Raw genomic sequence first — 16,168 nt, 5'->3', positions numbered from 1 at the left:
ATAGTGATATCATTCGGCCCGCCGCTTTCCTCGATTGAGAGGTTGGACAGACCAAATGAGCCACATTGATCTTTACACTTATCGGGTCAGCTGGTCCGACGAAGATCACGAGTTCGTCGCTACCTGCGCAGAATTTCAGGCCCTGAGCTGGCTGGACGCGGCGCCCGAGCGGGCTCTTGGTGGCATACGCAAGCTTGTGCAAGACAGTGTCGCCGACATGGAGCGATCAGGGGAGCCCCTGCCGGAGCCTTTATCGACCCGGCGTTTTAGCGGGAGGTTCGTTGTGCGCGTGCCTCCCGATCTGCACCGCAGCCTCGCGACCCAGGCCGCGGAATCGGGGATCAGTCTGAATCGGCTGGTGACACATAAGTTGTCGCGCGGCAGCTAAGCCGGTTTCTTTGCCCTCACTCAGAGACACTGACTGGCATCTCACCGTTCGCTCGAATGTGACTTGCCATCGGCTTGAGAATCCGAGGGCATTGCCCATAAACTGCCTTTGACATACTATATTTAGTATATCTATGCTCTCGGAATGTGGGAAATACTTGAGCATCGTCGCGCGGCACGCCAGCTGGATAAGCTCCCTCCAAGAATCCTGAAACGATATGAAAAATGGAAAGACGTGGTTCGCATGTCGGGGCCATTCGGGCTTCGGGCGATCAGGGGATTCCGAGACGAATCCCTGTCAGGGATCTGGAATGGGCATCGCTCTTCGCGCCTTAACGAGCAATATAGAATCATCTACAGGATTGTGCGGGACCAAGTGATCGTAGAAGTCGTGGACATAAATGCACATGACTACCGGAGGAAATAAGATGAGTGATTATCGGAGGGCCCGACAGCGCATTTCAGTCTCGATCGGTGAGTCCGTCCGCATCATGCGCGAACTCCAGGAGCTCAGCCAGAACGAGCTGGCAGCAATCACAGGGATTCCGCAATCGACCATCTCGGCCATCGAGCGCGACCGGATCAATCTCGGCGTCGAGCGGGCGAAGACCCTGGCGCGGGCACTTCATTGCCATCCGGCGGTGTTGGTGTTTCCGGGCTGGGACGTCGATCGCGAATCGGCGGCCTAGGAGCCGACACAGCTAGCGTAAAACCAAGCTCGCGCTATCGTCGACCGGTCCCCTGGGTCTGATTCTCAGGCGCAGCCGTTGTGTCCCGAAGACGGCCTTCCACGTACTTGTGCAGCACACTCGCGATCAGGGTCTGGTACGGCATGCCCTCTTCCAATGCGCGCTTCTGCAGGGAGCGCAGGTCCTGGGAGGAAATCCGGATATTGATACGCGCATCTTTTTTCAAGGCGGCGCGCGCATATCCCTGATGCCGGGCGATCAACTCCTTCGCTCCGCGCGTAGACTTGAGCTTACCGGCCTCGAATGCCTCCAGGATGTCTTGTTCTTCGCGGCTCAATTCATTCATCGTGCACACCTCGGAATAATCGCGTGGCTTTACGGCTCGGGATGATGGTTTTCAGGAAGATTTCACCCTCGGACTCCACGAACGGCACAAGGTACACGTACCCGTCGACCAGGACGACGTAGATCTTCTGACCCGGGTAGCGTTCCGGATTCGGGTGATCCACCACATCCAACACATCGCCCGCCTCGAGGTGAAAAAGAACCTCCTCGAAAGAGACTCCGCGTTCCAGCTTCAGCCTGAGATTCTTGTCCGGGTCCCATGCAACCAATTTCATGAGCCAGCCTCATCGTATGGATGCCTAATGTATGCCTTTCCGGCGACATTGGCAACCCGGTACAGGCGATGCCACCGCCTCTATCAATGCAACTTCAAATGCGGCCGGATCACCCGGTGCAAACTCTTCAACAGGATCATCAACACCCCCCGCACCGGCCCATACAACTCGATGAGATGCCGCCGGTAAAGGCTCAAATAAGTGAACCGCGCAATGCGCCCCTCGACCATCACCCCGCCGCCGAGGAACGAAAACAGGTTCCCCACGGTATGGAACCTGGACAGGTTCACCAGCGACCCCAGGTCCTTGTAAACATAAACGTTGTCCGGCGCCTCGCCCCGCATCATGGACATGATGTTGTCGGCCGCCACGTGCCCCAGCTGGCGGGCAGCCTGGCCGCGCGGCGGGACCCAGCTGCCGTCATCCTGCGGACAGGCACAGCAGTCGCCGATGGCGAACACCCGGTCGTCCCGCGTGGTCTGGGCCGTGGGCCGCACCACCAGCTGGTTGATGCGGTTGGTCTCGAGACCGCCCAGCTCCCTCAGCACGTCGGGCCCGCGGATCCCGGCCGACCAGATGACGATGTCCGCCGCCACGACATAGCCGCCCTGGAACGTAATATTGCGGTCGGTGACTTCGACGACGCGCGTGTTGGTCAGCACCTGCACACCGATCCGTTCGAGTTCCCGCGCCACGGAGTCCGAGATCTTGTCGCGGCCGACCTTGGGCAGGATCCGTTCATCCGCCTCGATCAGCGTGACGTCGAGCAGCGATGTGTCGATCTTGTAGCCGTAGCCACGCAACTGGTCCACCGCATGGTGCATCTCCGCCGCCATCTCGGTGCCCGTGGCCCCCGCGCCGACGATCGCCACCTTGATGCGTTCCTGGCGTTGCTCGTGGCTGGCGTAGCGCAGGAAGCGATTGAGCAGGATCTTGCGGATCCCCATCGCCTGCTCGGTGTCGTCGAGGAACAGGCAATGGCGCTTCACGCCCGGGATGCCAAAGTCATTTGCCACGCTGCCGATGGCGATCACGAGGTAGTCGTACTCGAGGTCGCGCGCCGGCAACAACTCCGTGGCCCCGTCATAGATCGGCGCCAGCACGACGCGGCGGTTGGCCCGGTCGAGCCCCGCGAGCCGGCCCTGCTGGAAATGGTAGCCGTTGGCCGCCGCATGGCCGCGGTAGCTGACCGCATCGATGCCCGTGTCGAGCGCGCCGGTCGCGACCTCGTGCAACAGCGGTTTCCACACGTGGCTCTCGACCCGGTCCACGAGGGTGACGTGCGCACTTCCCTTGCGCCCGAGCTTGCGCCCGAGGCGGGTGGCCGTGCCGATGCCGCCCGCGCCGCCCCCGACAATGACGATCCTGTGCATGTTCACGATGGTCCCGGTTCGCTGGGCTCCCTCCGAGTTTATCGCATTGCAGCATAACCGACGCGAGCGATTATCAATCGGTTCCGCGCGGGAGATTGCGACCCGCACCCGGCGCGACCCGCCGCTTCGATCCAGGCGCAACTTGATGGGTTTTCCAATTATTCCGGCACGATATTTTTCGTCCGCGCTGAATATCCGGCGAATGTATTATTAATTTATTATTGCAACTTATTAATTCGGGAGTTATGGTTTAACGGCCTGCTTCTTATATTTGATCGACATAACAAGGCCTATTAAACATGTCTGCAAAATTAAAGGAATTGCGCAACAAGGAAGCGTTGCTCGCCAAGCTCACGGAGGAGTTGAAGGCGTTGGAGAACGACAAGGAACTCAAGAGCGATATCAAGTTGCGCGACGAGATCGAGGCGCTGTTGAAAAAACATGGTCGCCCGGTCTCACATCTCGCCGTGTTGTTCGACCTGCGCCCGGCCCCGGCCCGCGGGCGCAAGCGCGCCGGCGCCAAGGCGGCCAAAGCCCCCGTGCGCAAGCGCCGGCGCCGCAAGCTGAAGGTCTACCTGAACCCGCACACCGGCGAGAAAGTCGAGACGCGCGGCGGCAACCACCGCGTGCTCAAGGCCTGGAAGGCGGAACACGGTTCCGAGGTCGTCGAAAGCTGGGTCGCCGGCGAGTAATTACCGGAATTACTTTAATTACGGGTAATTACGGGCTGATCCGGTAAGTACGGGCTGATCCCGCGAAAGGCGGGATCGCCCGTTTTATTCTTTATTACCCGGCTTCCCGCCGAGAGCGCGGCCCGCAAACCCCGCTCAACGCCAGCGCGCGATCGCGTCCAGCAACCCGCGCGTTGACGCATCTCCGCCCTGGAAACCGTCGGGATCGCTCACGGCCCCGGCGAGTTCGCCGGCCAGCTTCTTGCCGAGCTCGACGCCCCACTGGTCGAAGGCATTGATGCCCCAGATCACGCTCTCGACGAACACCTTGTGCTCGTAAAGCGCAATCAGCTTGCCGAGCGTCGCGGGGTCGAGCTTCTGGAACAGGATCGTGGTGCTGGGCCGGTTGCCCGGGTGCACCTTGTGGGGCACCAGCGGGTGGTCGTCGCCCAGTTCCGCCTTGAGCGTGTCCTCGTCGAGCCCCTCGGACAGCGCGCGGGCCTGCGCGAGGAGGTTGGCGAGGGCGAGATCGTGCTGGACCTGCGAGGGACCGGAGGCCTGGACCGGGGCGAGGAAATCCACGGAGGCCTTGCGCGTGCCCTGGTGGAGCAACTGGTAGAAGCTGTGCTGTGCGTTGGAGCCCGGCTCGCCCCACAGCACCGGCTCGGTCCCGACGCTCACGCGGCTGCCGTCGCGCCGGACGCGCTTGCCGTTGGATTCCATGTGCAGCTGCTGCAGGTAGGCGGGGAAGCGCGCGAGGCGGCTGTCATAGGGCAGCACCGCGAGGCTCTCGTAGCCGAGGAAGGCGGTGTTCCAGACCCCGAGCAGGCCGAGCAGCACGGGCAGGTTGTCGTCGAGCGGCGCATCGCGGAAATGGCGGTCCATGATCCGTCCGCCGGCCAGCAGCGCGCGGAAGTTGTCCATGCCCACGGCCAGCGCGATCGACAGCCCCACGGCGGACCACAGCGAGTAGCGCCCCCCGACGAAGTCCCAGAAGCCGAAGCGGTTGGTCGGCGAGATGCCGAAAGCGTCCATGGCGTCGTGGTTGGTGGACACGCCGACGAAGTGTGTCGCCACGGCTTCGGCCCCCATCCGCTCGGTGAACCACTCGCGCGCGGCATGGGCGTTGGTGAGCGTCTCGAGGGTGGTGAAGGTCTTGGAACAGATGACGAACAGGGTGGTGCCCGGCTCGACCTGTTCGAGCACGTCGGCGAGCCCGACGCCGTCGATGTTCGAGACGCAGTGGACTTTCATGCCCGGCACCGCATATCCGGCCAGCGCGTCCACGGCCATGGCGATGCCCAGGTCGGAGCCGCCGATGCCGATGTTCACCACGTCGGTGAACTTGCGCCCGGTGGCGTGGCCCGCGTACTGGCCGGAGTGCACCGCGCGCACGAAAGCGTCCATGCGGTCGAGCACCTCGTGGACGGCGGCCGTCGCGTCGAAATCGCCGTCGAAATAAGGGTCGTCTCGATCGGCTCTTAGAGCGGGATGGAGCACGGCGCGGTCTTCGGTGTTGTTGATGTGCTCGCCGGCGAACATCCGCTCGCGCATCGCCTCGACGCCCGTCTCGCGGGCGAGGCGCTTGAGCAGGCGCATCGTCTTGCGCGTCACCTGGTTGCGCGAGTAATCGACCAGGATCCCCTCGAACTCGGCGGAGAACCGCGTGTAGCGCTCGGGGTCGCGCCGGAACATGCTGCGCAGGTGACGCTTCGCGAGATCCTCGCGGTAGTGCGTCCTGAGCGCCCGCCAGGACTTCAGGCCCTTGGGCCAGCTCACGTCCCTGCTCCCCATGCGCGATGTCCTGTAAAGGATCGACAGCCCTGCATCATCATCCCTGCCCGTTACGATAATAAGACACGTACCAGTCCACGAACTGCGCGATGCCCTCCTCGACCGGGGTCGCGGGGCGATAGCCGACATCATTCACCAGCGCCTCCACGTCGGCCCAGGTATCGGGCACGTCGCCGGGCTGCATCGGCAGCATGCGCTTTTCCGCGGTCTTGCCGAGGCGCTCCTCGAGCACCTCGATGTAGCGCATCAACTCGATGGGGCCCTGGTTGCCGATATTGTAAAGCCGATACGGCGCGAAGCTGGTGCCGGGGTCGGGCGCGTCGGCGTCCCAGTCGGGATTCGGCGTCGCGACCTTGTCCAGGCAGCGGACCACGCCCTCGACGATGTCGTCGATGTAGGTGAAATCGCGCCGGTGGTTGCCGTAGTTGAACACGTCGATCGGCTGGCCCTCGAGGATCGCCTTGGTGAACTTGAACAGCGCCATGTCGGGCCTTCCCCAGGGCCCGTACACGGTGAAAAAGCGCAGGCCCGTGGTCGGCAGCTGGTAGAGCGCCGAGTAGGTGTGCGCCATCAGCTCGTTGGCTTTCTTCGTCGCGGCGTAGAACGACAGCGGGTGATCGACGTTCTGGTGCACCGAGAACGGCATCTTCGTGTTGGCGCCGTACACGGAGCTGGTCGAGGCATAGACCAGGTGCTGCACCCCGCCGTGGCGGCAGCCCTCGAGCAGGTTGGTCTGGCCGACCAGGTTGCTCTCGACGTAGGCCATCGGGTTTTCCATGGAGTAGCGCACCCCCGCCTGGGCCGCGAGGTGCACGACCCGGTCGAAGCGCTCGGTCTTGAACAGCTCCATCATGCCGCTGCGATCGACCAGGTCGAGCTTGCGGAAGCGCCATTCCGGTTCGTTCTGCAGCCGGCTGAGCCGGGCGCGCTTGAGGGTGGGATCGTAGTACTCGTTGAGATTGTCGAGCCCCACGACCTCGTCGCCCCGGGCCAGCAGCTTCTTCGCCACGTGGGAACCGATGAACCCGGCCGCGCCGGTGACTAGCACTTTCATTGTTTTCTTCCTTCTTGTCAGGCGCGGCTGCTTCGGAGCAGCTCTTGGCGCGCGCAGTCCCAGTCCCTAGAGTCGCCCGTCCACCGCATCGGCCGGCAAGACATGCTTGATATCGTAGACCACGGCGTCGGCCCGGCCATAGCCGCGCACCCCGGCGGCCCCCAGGGCCCGGAACTGGTCGTGGGCCACCGCCAGCACCACGGCGTCGTACGCCCCGTGCTGCGGTTCGGCCGCCAGCTCGATGCCGTACTCGTGGCGGGCCTCGTCCGCATCCACCCACGGATCACAGATATCCACCCGGGCGCCGACGTCCTCGAGCTCGCGGACCATGTCCACGACCTTGGTGTTGCGGATATCCGGGCAGTTTTCCTTGAAGGTCAGCCCGAGCACCAGGATGCGGCTGCCCCTGACCGTCTGGCCCGCCTTGATCATCAGGCGAATGATCCGGTTGGCCACGTAAATCGCCATGTTGTCGTTGAGCCGGCGCCCCGCGAGGATCATGGCGGGGTGGTAGCCGATCTCCTGGCTCTTGTGCGTCAGGTAATAGGGGTCCACGCCGATGCAGTGTCCGCCGACCAGGCCGGGCCGGAAGGGCAGGAAATTCCACTTGGTCCCGGCGGCCTCGAGCACCTCGAGGGTGTCGATGCCGAGCCGGTTGAAAATCATCGCCAGCTCGTTGATCAACGCGATGTTGACGTCGCGCTGGGTGTTCTCGATGACCTTGGCCGCTTCCGCGACGCGGATCGACGAGGCCTTGTAGGTGCCGGCCGTGATCACGCTGCCATACAGCGCATCGACGAAATCCGCCACCTCGGGCGTCGAGCCGGAGGTCACCTTGAGGATGTTCTCGACGCGGTGCTCCTTGTCGCCCGGGTTGATGCGCTCCGGGCTGTAGCCGGCGAAGAAATCCTTGTTGTACTCGAGGCCGGTCAGTTTCTCGATGATCGGGATGCACACCTCCTCGGTGGCGCCGGGGTACACCGTGGATTCGAAAATCACGGTGTCGCCCGGCTTCACGAGCTGGCCCAGCGTGCGGCTGGCGCTCCTCAGCGGCGAGAGGTCGGGGATCTTGGCCGAATCGATCGGCGTCGGGACCGTGACGATATAGACGTTGCAACCGGCCAGCCCGTCGGGTTCGGCGGTGAAGCCGAGGTGGACGGCCGAGGCGAGCTCCTCGGGCGAGGTCTCGAGGGTCGAATCGCGGCCGGACTCGAGCTCGGCGATCCGTTCGGCCTTGAGATCGAAACCGACCGTCGCGAAACGGCGGCCGAACGCGACGGCCAGCGGCAGGCCGACGTATCCCAGGCCGATGATGCCGATCTTCACCTCGTCCATGGTGGGCAGCTTCAATGTCTTCTCCTCGGTTCCGGTGGCGCTCGCGCAAAACGAGCTGGATGCCCTGCGGTTCGCCCCGGCCCGCCACGGGCGCGGCCACGACAAAGCGTCAACGCGACATTATATGTGAGCCGGCGCCCCGGAATGACTCGAACACCGTCACATTAGCCATTACCAGCCGGCCCGTTGTTGGCGCGGCTCGCCCGGCCGTCTATTATTGCCGCTGCCCGAAAATCCCGTCGCGGGTCGCGCAAGGCGCCCTGCCCGGGTTTTTTCTGGCCGAGATCCGATCCCCCGGGCCCAAGGAAACAGGACAGCCGGTGTACAAGCCACTCGTGAATTTCCTGCTGATGGGCCTGCTGCTGGCGGCCATCTGGCTGCTGTTGTCCGGCCTGTACAAGCCCATCCTGCTGGGTCTCGGCACCGCCTCGGTGCTGCTGACGCTGCTGCTCACGTGGCGCATGAACATCCTCGATGCGTACACCAACCCCATCTGGGCGGGCATCCGCTATGTCCCCTACTGGCCGTGGCTGAGCATCGAGATCGTCAAGTCGAGCTTCGACGTGGCGCGCCGCGTGCTGTCGCCCTCGATGCCGATCAGCCCGACGGTGTTCGAGCTCGATGCGAGCCAGACGACCACCGTGGGGCGGGTCGTGTATGCCAATTCGATCACCCTGACCCCCGGCACCGTGACGCTGGACGTGGAAGGACAGCGCCTGCGCGTGCATGCGCTGTCGCGCGACACCGTCGAGGCGCTGCTGGAGGGCGAGATGGACCGGCGGGTGAGCCGTGCGGAGCGGCGCCTGCCTGTGCCCCGGCCCGGCGAAGCGGGGGCGTCATGATCGTCGCCGCGATTCTCTCGATCCTCATCACCATGGCGCTCGCGGTGACGCGGGCCCTGCTCGGCAAGACGGTCTACGACCGGATCCTCGCCGTGAACGTGTTCGGCACGAAGACCGTGCTGCTGATCGCGGCGCTGGCTTTTCTCAGCGGCCGGCCGGACATTCTCGACATCGCCCTCGCCTACGCGCTGATCAACTTCATCGGCGTGATCGCGGTGCTGCGCTTCTTCGAGTACGACGGCGACGCGGCGACGCGCCCGGAGGGCGAGTGATGGCCGTCGCGATCGACCTGCTCAGCTGGGTGCTGATCCTCGTCGGCGGCGCCTTCGGCATCATCGGGGGGATCGGCCTGCTGCGCCTGCCGGATTTCTTCAGCCGCATCCATGCGGCGAGCGTGACCGACTCGATGTGCGCGCCCTGCATCATCGCCGGATTCATGCTGCAGTCGGGCTTCACGCTGGTCACCGTCAAGCTCCTGTTCCTCATCGTGTTCCTGTTCCTCACCAGCCCGACGGCCTCGCATGCGCTCGCCAAGGCGGCGCTGCACAGCGGCCTCGAGCCGGGCAAGCATTACGACGGGAATACCGGCAAGGAGCGCCAGGGCTGATGGATGTGCTCGTCGATATCGTGCTGCTGGCCTTGCTCGCGGTCTGCGCGATCTCGATCCTGCGGCTGCGCGACCTGTTCGCCATGGCCATGATGTTCGGCCTGTTCAGCCTGATCACCGCCGGCCTGTTCACCACGATGGACGCCCCCGACGTGGCTTTCACCGAGGCCGCGGTCGGCGCCGGCATCTCGACGATCCTGATCCTCACGACCCTCGCCCAGACGGCGCGGCGCGAGGTGCATCGACCGAAGCGCAGCGTGCTGTTGCCCCTCGCGGTGGTGTGGGTCACGGGCGCGGTGCTGATCTACGGCACGGCGGACCTGCCGGCCTTCGGCGACCCGGACGCCCCCGCGCACAACCACGTGGCGCCGCACTACCTGCAGGAATCCCCGGACGAGATCGGCATCCCGAACATCGTCGCCGCCGTGCTCGCCAGCTATCGCGGCTTCGATACGCTCGGCGAGGTCCTCGTGGTGTTCGCCGCGGTGGTGGGCGTGACGTCGCTGATCGGCCTGCGGCGCCGCCCGCCCGGGGTCACGGCGGGGTCGGTGGCGATGGAGCAGCACGACGTGCTCAAGATCATCGCCAAGATGGTGGTCCCCGTGATCCTGCTGTTCGGCCTGTACGTGCAGTTCCACGGCGAGTACAGCCCGGGCGGGGGGTTCCAGGCGGGCGTGATCTTCGCGGCGGCGATCATTCTCTATGCGCTGGTGTTCGACCTGGAGGCCGCGCGCAAGGTGATCCCGCCGGCGTGGCTGAACCGCCTCCCGGCGATCGGTGCACTCATCTTCGGCGGGGTGGGCCTCGCGACCATGCTGCTGGGCGGCAACTACCTGGATTACAACCAGCTCGCCGAGGACCCGAAGTTCGCCCAGCAGATCGGCATCATCCTCGTGGAGATCGGGGTCGGCGTGACCGTCGCGTCCTCGATGCTGGTGTTCTATTTCAGCTTCGCGGAGCGGGGGCGCGGGCGGCGCACCGGCGACGAAGAGGCCGGCGCATGAGCTTCTTCGAGCATTACAACTACCACCTCGCCATCGTGCTCTCGATGATCGGCTTTTACACGATGATCTCGCGCACCAACCTGGTGAAGAAGATCGCGGGGCTGAACATCTTCCAGGTCTCGGTGTTCATCCTGTTCATCAGCATCGGCGTGCTGGACGGCGGCACCGTGCCGATTCTCGAGGCGGGCCAGGAGAACTACTCGAATCCCCTGCCTCACGTGCTGATCCTCACGGCCATCGTGGTCGGCGTGGCCACCACGGCGCTGGGCCTCGCGCTGGTGGTCCGCATCCGCGAGGCCTACGGCACGGTCGAGGAGGACGAAGTCCAGGCACAGGACGACCTGCCCTGAACGCCGCCTCCAACATGCTCCCGCTGATCGTGGTCGCGCCCCTGCTGGGCGCGGCCGTGGCGGCATTGCTGCCGGCCGGCCGGCTGCCCTGGCTGTGGGCGACGGCGGTCAGCTGGTTCATGTTGTTCGCGGCCGCCGCGCTGGCGGCGGACGTGCTGGAACTCGGCGTGCTGAGCTACTGGATGGGCGCCTGGATGCCGCCCATCGGCATCGAGTACCGGCTCGACGCGGCGAACGCGCTGCTGGCGCTGCTGATCGCGGGGCTGGCCGCGGTGGTGATGCCTTTCGCGGGCCGCAGCCTCGGCCACGAAATCCCGGTCGAGAAGACGCCCTGGCTGTATGCCGCGATGCTGCTGTTTCTCTCCGGACAGATGGGCATCGCCGTCACCGGCGACGCGTTCAACGTGTTCGTGTTCCTCGAGATCTCGTCGCTGGCGACCTACACGCTGATCGCGCTCGGCCGCGACCGCCGCGCGCTGACCGCGTCGTTCTCCTACCTGATCATGGGCACGGTCGGCGCGACCTTCTTTCTCATCGGCGTCGGCCTGCTGTATGCCATGACCGGCACGCTGAACATGGCGGACCTCGCCGCGCGCATCCCGGACGTCGCACAGACGCGCACCGTGCACACGGCCTACGCCTTCATCGTGGTGGGTATCTGCCTGAAGCTGGCGCTGTTCCCGCTGCACCTGTGGCTGCCGAACGCCTACACCTACGCGCCCAGCGCCGTGACGGTGCTGATCGCCGCTACCGCCACCAAGGTGGCGATCTACGTCTTGGTGCGCTTCGTCTACACGGTGTTCGGGCCCGAGTTTTCCTTCGGCGAGATGCCGACGCTGTACCTGCTGGTGCCGCTGGCGGTGGTCGGCCTCTTGAGCACCTCGGTGGTGGCCATCGGCCAGGACAAGATCAAGCGCATGCTGGCCTATTCCTCCGTGGCGCAGATCGGCTACATGGTGCTGGGCATCGGCATGGCCACCAGCGCCGGGCTGACCGCGGCGCTGTTGCACGTGTTCAACCACGCGATGATGAAGGGTGCCTTGTTCATGGCGCTGGGTTGCATCGCCTATCGGCTCGGCACGTCGCGCATCGATGTGTTCCGCGGCCTGGGGCGGCGCATGCCGTTCACCATGGCGGCGTTCGTCGCCGGCGGGCTCAGCCTGATCGGGGTGCCGCTGACGGTCGGCTTCATCAGCAAGTGGCACCTGGTGCTGGCCGCCATCGAGCTCGGCTGGTGGCCGATCGTCGCGGTGATCATCATCGGCTCGCTGCTGGCGGTGATCTACATCTGGCGGGTCGTCGAGGTCGCCTATTTCCAGCAGGCCGATAACATGACGCGTTGCGAGGCGCCGCTGTCGCTGCTGCTGCCGACCTGGGTGCTGGTGCTGGCGAACTTCTGGTTCGGCATCGACACGCGGCTCACGGTCGGCCTCGCCGAACAGGCGGCGGCGCTGCTCACCGGGGTGGCGCCATGATCCTCAGCGCCTCCACGGCCCTCGAGATCGCGATCCTCGTCCCCCTGGTCGGCGCGGTGCTGATCGTGCTGGCGGGGCGCTGGCCGAACCTGCGCGAGGCCATCACCCTCACGACCGCCATCGCGCTGTTCGCGGTGGTGCTGCGCATCCTGTGGAGCCTGACGCGCGAGGAGATCATCGAGATCACCCTCATCGAGATGCTGCCCGGGCTGAGCATCGCGTTCCACACCGAGCCGCTGTCGATCCTGTTCGCGCTGATCGCGAGCTTCCTGTGGATCGTCACCTCGGTCTACTCGATCGGCTACATGCGCGGCAACAACGAGCAGCACCAGACGCGCTTCTATGCCTGCTTCGCCATCGCGCTGTCGGCGGCCATGGGCGTGGCGTTCTCGGCGAACCTGCTGACGCTGTTCGTGTTCTACGAGGTGCTGACGCTGTCCACCTACCCGCTGGTCGCGCACAAGGGTGACGAGGCGGCGAAAAAAGGCGCGCGCACCTACCTCGGCATTCTGATCGCGACCTCCATCGGGCTGTTCCTGCCGGCGATCATCTGGACCTGGTCGGTGGCGGGCACGACCGATTTCACCCCCGGCGGGATCCTCGAGGGTCACATGAGCGGCGGGCTGGCGACGCTGATGCTGCTGATGTTCGTGCTCGGCATCGGCAAGGCGGCGGTGATGCCGATGCACCGCTGGCTGCCGGCGGCGATGGTGGCGCCCACGCCGGTGTCCGCGCTGCTACATGCCGTGGCGGTGGTGAAGGCCGGCGTGTTCGCCATCACCAAGATCATCATCTACATCTTCGGGCTCGACTTCCTCGTGGAGGTGCCGGAAGAGCGCATCCTGGTGTACCTGGTCGGCTTCACCATCATCGTGGCGTCGGTGGTCGCGCTGCGCCAGACCAACCTCAAGCGCATGCTGGCGTATTCGACGATCAGCCAGTTGTCCTACATCGTGCTGGCGGCCCTGGTGCTCGCGCCGTTGTCGGAGATCGGCGCGGCGGTGCACATCGTGGCGCACGCCTTCGGCAAGATCACGCTGTTCTTCGCCGCCGGGGCGATCTACGTGGCGTCGAAGAAGACCGACATCCCGCAACTGTCCGGCATCGGCCGGCGCATGCCCTGGACCATGACGGCCTTCGCCATCGGGGGCTTGTCGATGGTGGGCGTGCCGCCGACCGCGGGCTTCGTCTCCAAGTGGTACATGATCGCGGGGGCCTTCCAGAACGACAATTACTTCGTGCTCGCCGTGCTGATCATCGCCACGGCCTTGAACGCGGGGTATTTCCTGCCGATCATTTTCCGCGCCTTCTTCGACACGGAGGACGTGCCGCCGAAGAAGGACCATCGTGAAGCGCCGTGGCCGATGGTCGTGGCGCTCGTCACCACGGCCTCGTTGACGCTGTTGTTCTTCGTCTTCAACGGGCCGGTGGTGGATCTCGAGTACGGCATTCTCAAGGGGCCCGGATGAACGAACCCCAGGACAAAGACCAGGCGCAGCACTGGCTGGTGCGCCCGGCGACGATCCGCTGGCTGTGGCGGATCTTCGGCGTGGTGCTCGCCCTGACCGTGGCGGCGCAGTGGTTCATCGAGCCGCACGGCTACTTCGGGGTGGACGGCACCTTCGGCTTCAACGCGTGGTTCGGGTTTCTCGCCTGCGTCGTGATGGTCGTGGTGGCGAAACTGCTGGGTTATCTCGTCAAGCGGCCCGAGTCCTATTACGAGGACCGCAATGTTTGAGTTCGTCCTGCCGCCGGCCTTCGTGATGCTCATCGGGGCGTTCCTCGTCGCGGTCTCGCGGCGGGGATTGCGGCCGGTCATCGCGCTGGCGGCGCCGCTGGTCACGTTGTATGCCATCTGGCAGGTTCCCGACGGCATCCAGCTGACCGCCACGTTCCTCGGCTACGAGGTCCAGGTAGTCGAGGGCGGGCCGGAGCGGCGGCTGTTCGCCACCGTGTTCGCGATGATGGCTTTCGGCGGCATCCTGTTCGCCTTCCGCCAGGCGAAGTGGTACGAACTCGCGGCGGCCATGGCCTATGCCGCCGGCGCCATCGGGGTGAGCTTCGCGGGCGACCTGATCGTCATGTTCCTGTTCTGGGAGCTGATGGCGCTGTTTTCGGTCATCGTGGTGTGGGCCGGGGGGACCTTCGGTTCGAAGCGCGCCGGGATCCGCTACATCATCATGCACCTGCTCGGGGGCATCATCCTCAAGGTGGGCATCGAGGGCATCATGGTGCACACGGGCTCCGTGGAGATCCGTCCGCTGGCGCTCGACAACTTCGATACGTGGCTGGTGTTCATCGGCATCCTGGTGAATGCCGCGGCGCCGCCGGTCAGCGCCTGGCTTTCGGATGCCTATCCGCAGTCCTCGCCGACGGGCTCGGTGTTTCTTTCGGCGTTCACCACCAAGACGGCCGTGCTGGCCATGATGCTGCTGTTCCCGGGGCAGCCGCTGCTGATCTGGATCGGCTTGTGGATGGTGTTCTACGGCATCATTTACGCGCTGCTGGAGAACGACATCCGGCGCATCCTGTCGTACTCGATCATCAACCAGGTCGGGTTCATGGTGGTGGCGGTGGGCATCGGCACGGAGCTGGCGCTCAACGGCGCAGCGGCGCATGCGTTTGCGCACATCTTCTACAAGGCGCTGCTGTTCATGAGCGCGGGCGCGGTGATCTACCAGACCGGGAAGAACAAGTGTTCCGAACTCGGCGGGTTGTACCGGAGCATGCCGTTGACCACGATCTGCGGCACCATCGGCGCGCTGGCGATCTCGTCGTTCCCGCTCACCTCGGGCTTCATCAGCAAGTCGATGACGGTGTCGGCGGCGGCTGACATGCACATGGCGTTCGTGTGGTTCATGCTGGTCGCGGCGTCGGCCGGGGTGTTCCTGCACGCGGGCATCAAGTTCCCGTGGTTCGTGTTCTTCCAGAAGGATTCAGGGCTGCGGCCGAAGGATCCGCCGTGGAACATGCAGGCGGCGATGGTGCTGATGTCGGTGATCTGCATCGGGCTGGGCGTGTTCCCGCAACTGCTGTACGGGCTGCTGCCGTACCCGGTGGAGTACGTGCCGTACACGCCGGACCACGTGGTGACGCAGTTACAGTTGCTGCTGTTCGCGGGACTGGCGTTCTTCGTGATGCTGCCGATGATGAAGCGCACCTTGACCGTGAGCCTCGATCTCGACTGGTTCTGGCGGGTGGCCTGGGTGGAGCTGTTCCGTCTGGTCGAGCGCGGGCTGAACCGCCTGCGCGTCGGCCTGGCTGCGCTCTCTACCGGCCTGCTCCAGCGCATCAACCGGGAGCTGATGCGCCACCACGGTGCCGAGGGCGTGCTGGCCCGCGCCTGGCCGACCGGCAGTATGCTGCTCTGGGTTGCCGTCCTGCTCGCCGGCTTCATGATTGCCCGCTACGCCTGACGGCGGGTCGGACCGGGTTAAGTTATTGTTTTTAATAAACTAGACTGCGGTTTCCTAGCATCCCGAGCGCCTTACGTTACACGATCGCCCTTATTTCGTGTCGCGTAAGCGCAGCTGTCTAAGCTTTACGTGACAGCAATCTCGGGATTCTGTGTCACCTAAGGCCCGAATCAGCCGACTTCTCACACCCAAACCAATATTTTTCAATGCTTTAAGCCGGTCCGACCCGATCCGGTTGGAAACCTTTCCTTGACTCGGCCAGCGACGAAGCACAATTCTTGTTGGTGATCGACGGCCTCAGGGCTCCATGTAGCCGATTTAGGGGTAGGTATGGGTAGTTTCAAAAGTACAACCGCATCAGTTAAGGGCGGTATAGCCATCACCCTGCTACTGGCGTTGGCGATGCCGTTGGCAGGGTGCGGCGGATCATCGAGCGAACCCCCATCGGGCGACATCGGCAACCCACCACCTCCACCTCCGCCGCCTCCTCCACCGCCTCCGCCGCCTGATGATGGTGGCGGTGACGACAACGACCCGGATCCGGCACCACC

General features: G+C 64.6%; 19 protein-coding genes. 13 read left to right on the top strand and 6 right to left on the bottom strand.

What is annotated here, in order from left to right:
- Positions 1-55: 55 nt before the first annotated feature.
- From G6032_RS11675 to G6032_RS11665, 3 genes are all read left to right on the top strand, one after another.
- A complete protein-coding gene (locus G6032_RS11675; protein ID WP_165282319.1) occupies positions 56-388 on the top strand; it encodes a type II toxin-antitoxin system HicB family antitoxin in 333 nt (110 codons plus the stop codon).
- Between the two features lie 144 nt (positions 389-532).
- Complete coding sequence (locus tag G6032_RS11670) at positions 533-814, top strand: type II toxin-antitoxin system mRNA interferase toxin, RelE/StbE family (RefSeq protein WP_165282318.1); 282 nt, start codon at positions 533-535, stop codon at positions 812-814.
- 1 nt (position 815) lies between these two features.
- A complete protein-coding gene (locus G6032_RS11665; protein WP_165282317.1) occupies positions 816-1,076 on the top strand; it encodes a helix-turn-helix transcriptional regulator in 261 nt (86 codons plus the stop codon).
- 34 nt (positions 1,077-1,110) lie between these two features.
- Here G6032_RS11665 and G6032_RS11660 read toward each other — a convergent pair whose 3' ends face one another.
- The 3 genes from G6032_RS11660 to G6032_RS11650 all read right to left on the bottom strand — a co-directional run bounded on the left by G6032_RS11660 (position 1,111) and on the right by G6032_RS11650 (position 3,069).
- Entirely contained in the window at positions 1,111-1,422 is a 312-nt protein-coding gene (locus G6032_RS11660) for an antitoxin (protein WP_165282316.1), read from the bottom strand.
- Entirely contained in the window at positions 1,415-1,696 is a 282-nt protein-coding gene (locus tag G6032_RS11655; protein ID WP_165282315.1) for a BrnT family toxin, read from the bottom strand. The genes G6032_RS11660 and G6032_RS11655 overlap by 8 nt, the downstream gene beginning before the upstream one ends.
- An 83-nt stretch (positions 1,697-1,779) precedes the next feature.
- Entirely contained in the window at positions 1,780-3,069 is a 1,290-nt protein-coding gene (locus tag G6032_RS11650; RefSeq protein ID WP_165282314.1) for an NAD(P)/FAD-dependent oxidoreductase, read from the bottom strand.
- A 299-nt stretch (positions 3,070-3,368) separates the two neighbouring features.
- Between G6032_RS11650 and G6032_RS11645 the strand changes: the two genes are divergently transcribed.
- On the top strand, positions 3,369-3,761 hold the full coding sequence (locus tag G6032_RS11645; RefSeq protein WP_165282313.1) for a histone-like nucleoid-structuring protein, MvaT/MvaU family: 393 nt from the start codon (positions 3,369-3,371) through the stop codon (positions 3,759-3,761).
- A 135-nt stretch (positions 3,762-3,896) separates the two neighbouring features.
- Here G6032_RS11645 and pgi read toward each other — a convergent pair whose 3' ends face one another.
- From pgi to tviB, 3 genes are all read right to left on the bottom strand, one after another.
- Complete coding sequence (gene pgi, locus G6032_RS11640; protein WP_346763813.1) at positions 3,897-5,519, bottom strand: glucose-6-phosphate isomerase; 1,623 nt, start codon at positions 5,517-5,519, stop codon at positions 3,897-3,899.
- 52 nt (positions 5,520-5,571) lie between these two features.
- Positions 5,572-6,588, bottom strand: coding sequence for an NAD-dependent epimerase (locus G6032_RS11635; protein ID WP_165282311.1), 1,017 nt, complete (start codon positions 6,586-6,588; stop codon positions 5,572-5,574).
- A gap of 66 nt (positions 6,589-6,654) precedes the next feature.
- Positions 6,655-7,932, bottom strand: coding sequence for a Vi polysaccharide biosynthesis UDP-N-acetylglucosamine C-6 dehydrogenase TviB (gene tviB / locus G6032_RS11630; RefSeq protein WP_165282407.1), 1,278 nt, complete (start codon positions 7,930-7,932; stop codon positions 6,655-6,657).
- Between the two features lie 311 nt (positions 7,933-8,243).
- Here tviB and G6032_RS11625 point away from each other — a divergent pair, with 311 nt between their 5' ends.
- The 9 genes from G6032_RS11625 to G6032_RS11585 are packed head-to-tail and all read left to right on the top strand — an operon-like array spanning position 8,244 to position 15,617.
- The gene (locus tag G6032_RS11625; protein WP_165282310.1) at positions 8,244-8,765 is read left to right on the top strand and encodes a Na+/H+ antiporter subunit E; all 522 of its coding nucleotides are present in this window, start codon (positions 8,244-8,246) and stop codon (positions 8,763-8,765) included.
- Positions 8,762-9,037 carry a monovalent cation/H+ antiporter complex subunit F gene (locus tag G6032_RS11620; protein ID WP_165282309.1) on the top strand — a complete coding sequence of 92 codons (276 nt, stop codon included), beginning with the start codon at positions 8,762-8,764 and terminating at the stop codon, positions 9,035-9,037. The genes G6032_RS11625 and G6032_RS11620 overlap by 4 nt, the downstream gene beginning before the upstream one ends.
- Entirely contained in the window at positions 9,037-9,372 is a 336-nt protein-coding gene (gene mnhG / locus G6032_RS11615) for a monovalent cation/H(+) antiporter subunit G (protein ID WP_206211952.1), read from the top strand. Before G6032_RS11620 ends, mnhG begins: the two co-directional genes overlap by 1 nt.
- Entirely contained in the window at positions 9,372-10,376 is a 1,005-nt protein-coding gene (locus G6032_RS11610; RefSeq protein WP_165282307.1) for a DUF4040 domain-containing protein, read from the top strand. The genes mnhG and G6032_RS11610 overlap by 1 nt, the downstream gene beginning before the upstream one ends.
- The gene (locus tag G6032_RS11605; protein WP_165282306.1) at positions 10,373-10,726 is read left to right on the top strand and encodes a cation:proton antiporter subunit C; all 354 of its coding nucleotides are present in this window, start codon (positions 10,373-10,375) and stop codon (positions 10,724-10,726) included. The genes G6032_RS11610 and G6032_RS11605 overlap by 4 nt, the downstream gene beginning before the upstream one ends.
- Before the next feature lie 14 nt (positions 10,727-10,740).
- A complete protein-coding gene (locus tag G6032_RS11600) occupies positions 10,741-12,201 on the top strand; it encodes a monovalent cation/H+ antiporter subunit D family protein (protein ID WP_165282305.1) in 1,461 nt (486 codons plus the stop codon).
- On the top strand, positions 12,198-13,670 hold the full coding sequence (locus G6032_RS11595; protein WP_165282304.1) for a monovalent cation/H+ antiporter subunit D family protein: 1,473 nt from the start codon (positions 12,198-12,200) through the stop codon (positions 13,668-13,670). Before G6032_RS11600 ends, G6032_RS11595 begins: the two co-directional genes overlap by 4 nt.
- Positions 13,667-13,939: a hypothetical protein gene (locus G6032_RS11590; protein ID WP_206211951.1), complete on the top strand. Its 273-nt coding sequence runs from the start codon at positions 13,667-13,669 to the stop codon at positions 13,937-13,939. The genes G6032_RS11595 and G6032_RS11590 overlap by 4 nt, the downstream gene beginning before the upstream one ends.
- The gene (locus G6032_RS11585) at positions 13,932-15,617 is read left to right on the top strand and encodes a Na(+)/H(+) antiporter subunit D (protein WP_165282303.1); all 1,686 of its coding nucleotides are present in this window, start codon (positions 13,932-13,934) and stop codon (positions 15,615-15,617) included. Before G6032_RS11590 ends, G6032_RS11585 begins: the two co-directional genes overlap by 8 nt.
- Positions 15,618-16,168 lie beyond the last annotated feature (551 nt).

The sequence above is a fragment of the Wenzhouxiangella sp. XN24 genome (assembly GCF_011064545.1).
Lineage (GTDB): Bacteria > Pseudomonadota > Gammaproteobacteria > Steroidobacterales > XN24 > XN24.
The sequence above is the reverse complement of the archived record's forward strand: the minus strand, read 5'-3'. Positions and strand labels throughout refer to the sequence as shown.

What these genes read in the sequence shown, in the direction of transcription:
- G6032_RS11650 (WP_165282314.1), bottom strand. Translation starts at nt 3,069, where the DNA reads ATGCACAGGATCGTCATTGTCGGGGGCGGCGCGGGCGGCATCGGCACG.
- G6032_RS11605 (WP_165282306.1), top strand. Translation starts at nt 10,373, where the DNA reads ATGAGCTTCTTCGAGCATTACAACTACCACCTCGCCATCGTGCTCTCG.
- mnhG (WP_206211952.1), top strand. Translation starts at nt 9,037, where the DNA reads ATGGCCGTCGCGATCGACCTGCTCAGCTGGGTGCTGATCCTCGTCGGC.
- G6032_RS11655 (WP_165282315.1), bottom strand. Translation starts at nt 1,696, where the DNA reads ATGAAATTGGTTGCATGGGACCCGGACAAGAATCTCAGGCTGAAGCTG.
- G6032_RS11600 (WP_165282305.1), top strand. Translation starts at nt 10,741, where the DNA reads ATGCTCCCGCTGATCGTGGTCGCGCCCCTGCTGGGCGCGGCCGTGGCG.
- G6032_RS11590 (WP_206211951.1), top strand. Translation starts at nt 13,667, where the DNA reads ATGAACGAACCCCAGGACAAAGACCAGGCGCAGCACTGGCTGGTGCGC.
- G6032_RS11595 (WP_165282304.1), top strand. Translation starts at nt 12,198, where the DNA reads ATGATCCTCAGCGCCTCCACGGCCCTCGAGATCGCGATCCTCGTCCCC.
- G6032_RS11660 (WP_165282316.1), bottom strand. Translation starts at nt 1,422, where the DNA reads ATGAATGAATTGAGCCGCGAAGAACAAGACATCCTGGAGGCATTCGAG.
- G6032_RS11585 (WP_165282303.1), top strand. Translation starts at nt 13,932, where the DNA reads ATGTTTGAGTTCGTCCTGCCGCCGGCCTTCGTGATGCTCATCGGGGCG.
- G6032_RS11635 (WP_165282311.1), bottom strand. Translation starts at nt 6,588, where the DNA reads ATGAAAGTGCTAGTCACCGGCGCGGCCGGGTTCATCGGTTCCCACGTG.
- G6032_RS11620 (WP_165282309.1), top strand. Translation starts at nt 8,762, where the DNA reads ATGATCGTCGCCGCGATTCTCTCGATCCTCATCACCATGGCGCTCGCG.
- G6032_RS11610 (WP_165282307.1), top strand. Translation starts at nt 9,372, where the DNA reads ATGGATGTGCTCGTCGATATCGTGCTGCTGGCCTTGCTCGCGGTCTGC.
- G6032_RS11645 (WP_165282313.1), top strand. Translation starts at nt 3,369, where the DNA reads ATGTCTGCAAAATTAAAGGAATTGCGCAACAAGGAAGCGTTGCTCGCC.
- G6032_RS11670 (WP_165282318.1), top strand. Translation starts at nt 533, where the DNA reads ATGTGGGAAATACTTGAGCATCGTCGCGCGGCACGCCAGCTGGATAAG.
- G6032_RS11675 (WP_165282319.1), top strand. Translation starts at nt 56, where the DNA reads ATGAGCCACATTGATCTTTACACTTATCGGGTCAGCTGGTCCGACGAA.
- G6032_RS11665 (WP_165282317.1), top strand. Translation starts at nt 816, where the DNA reads ATGAGTGATTATCGGAGGGCCCGACAGCGCATTTCAGTCTCGATCGGT.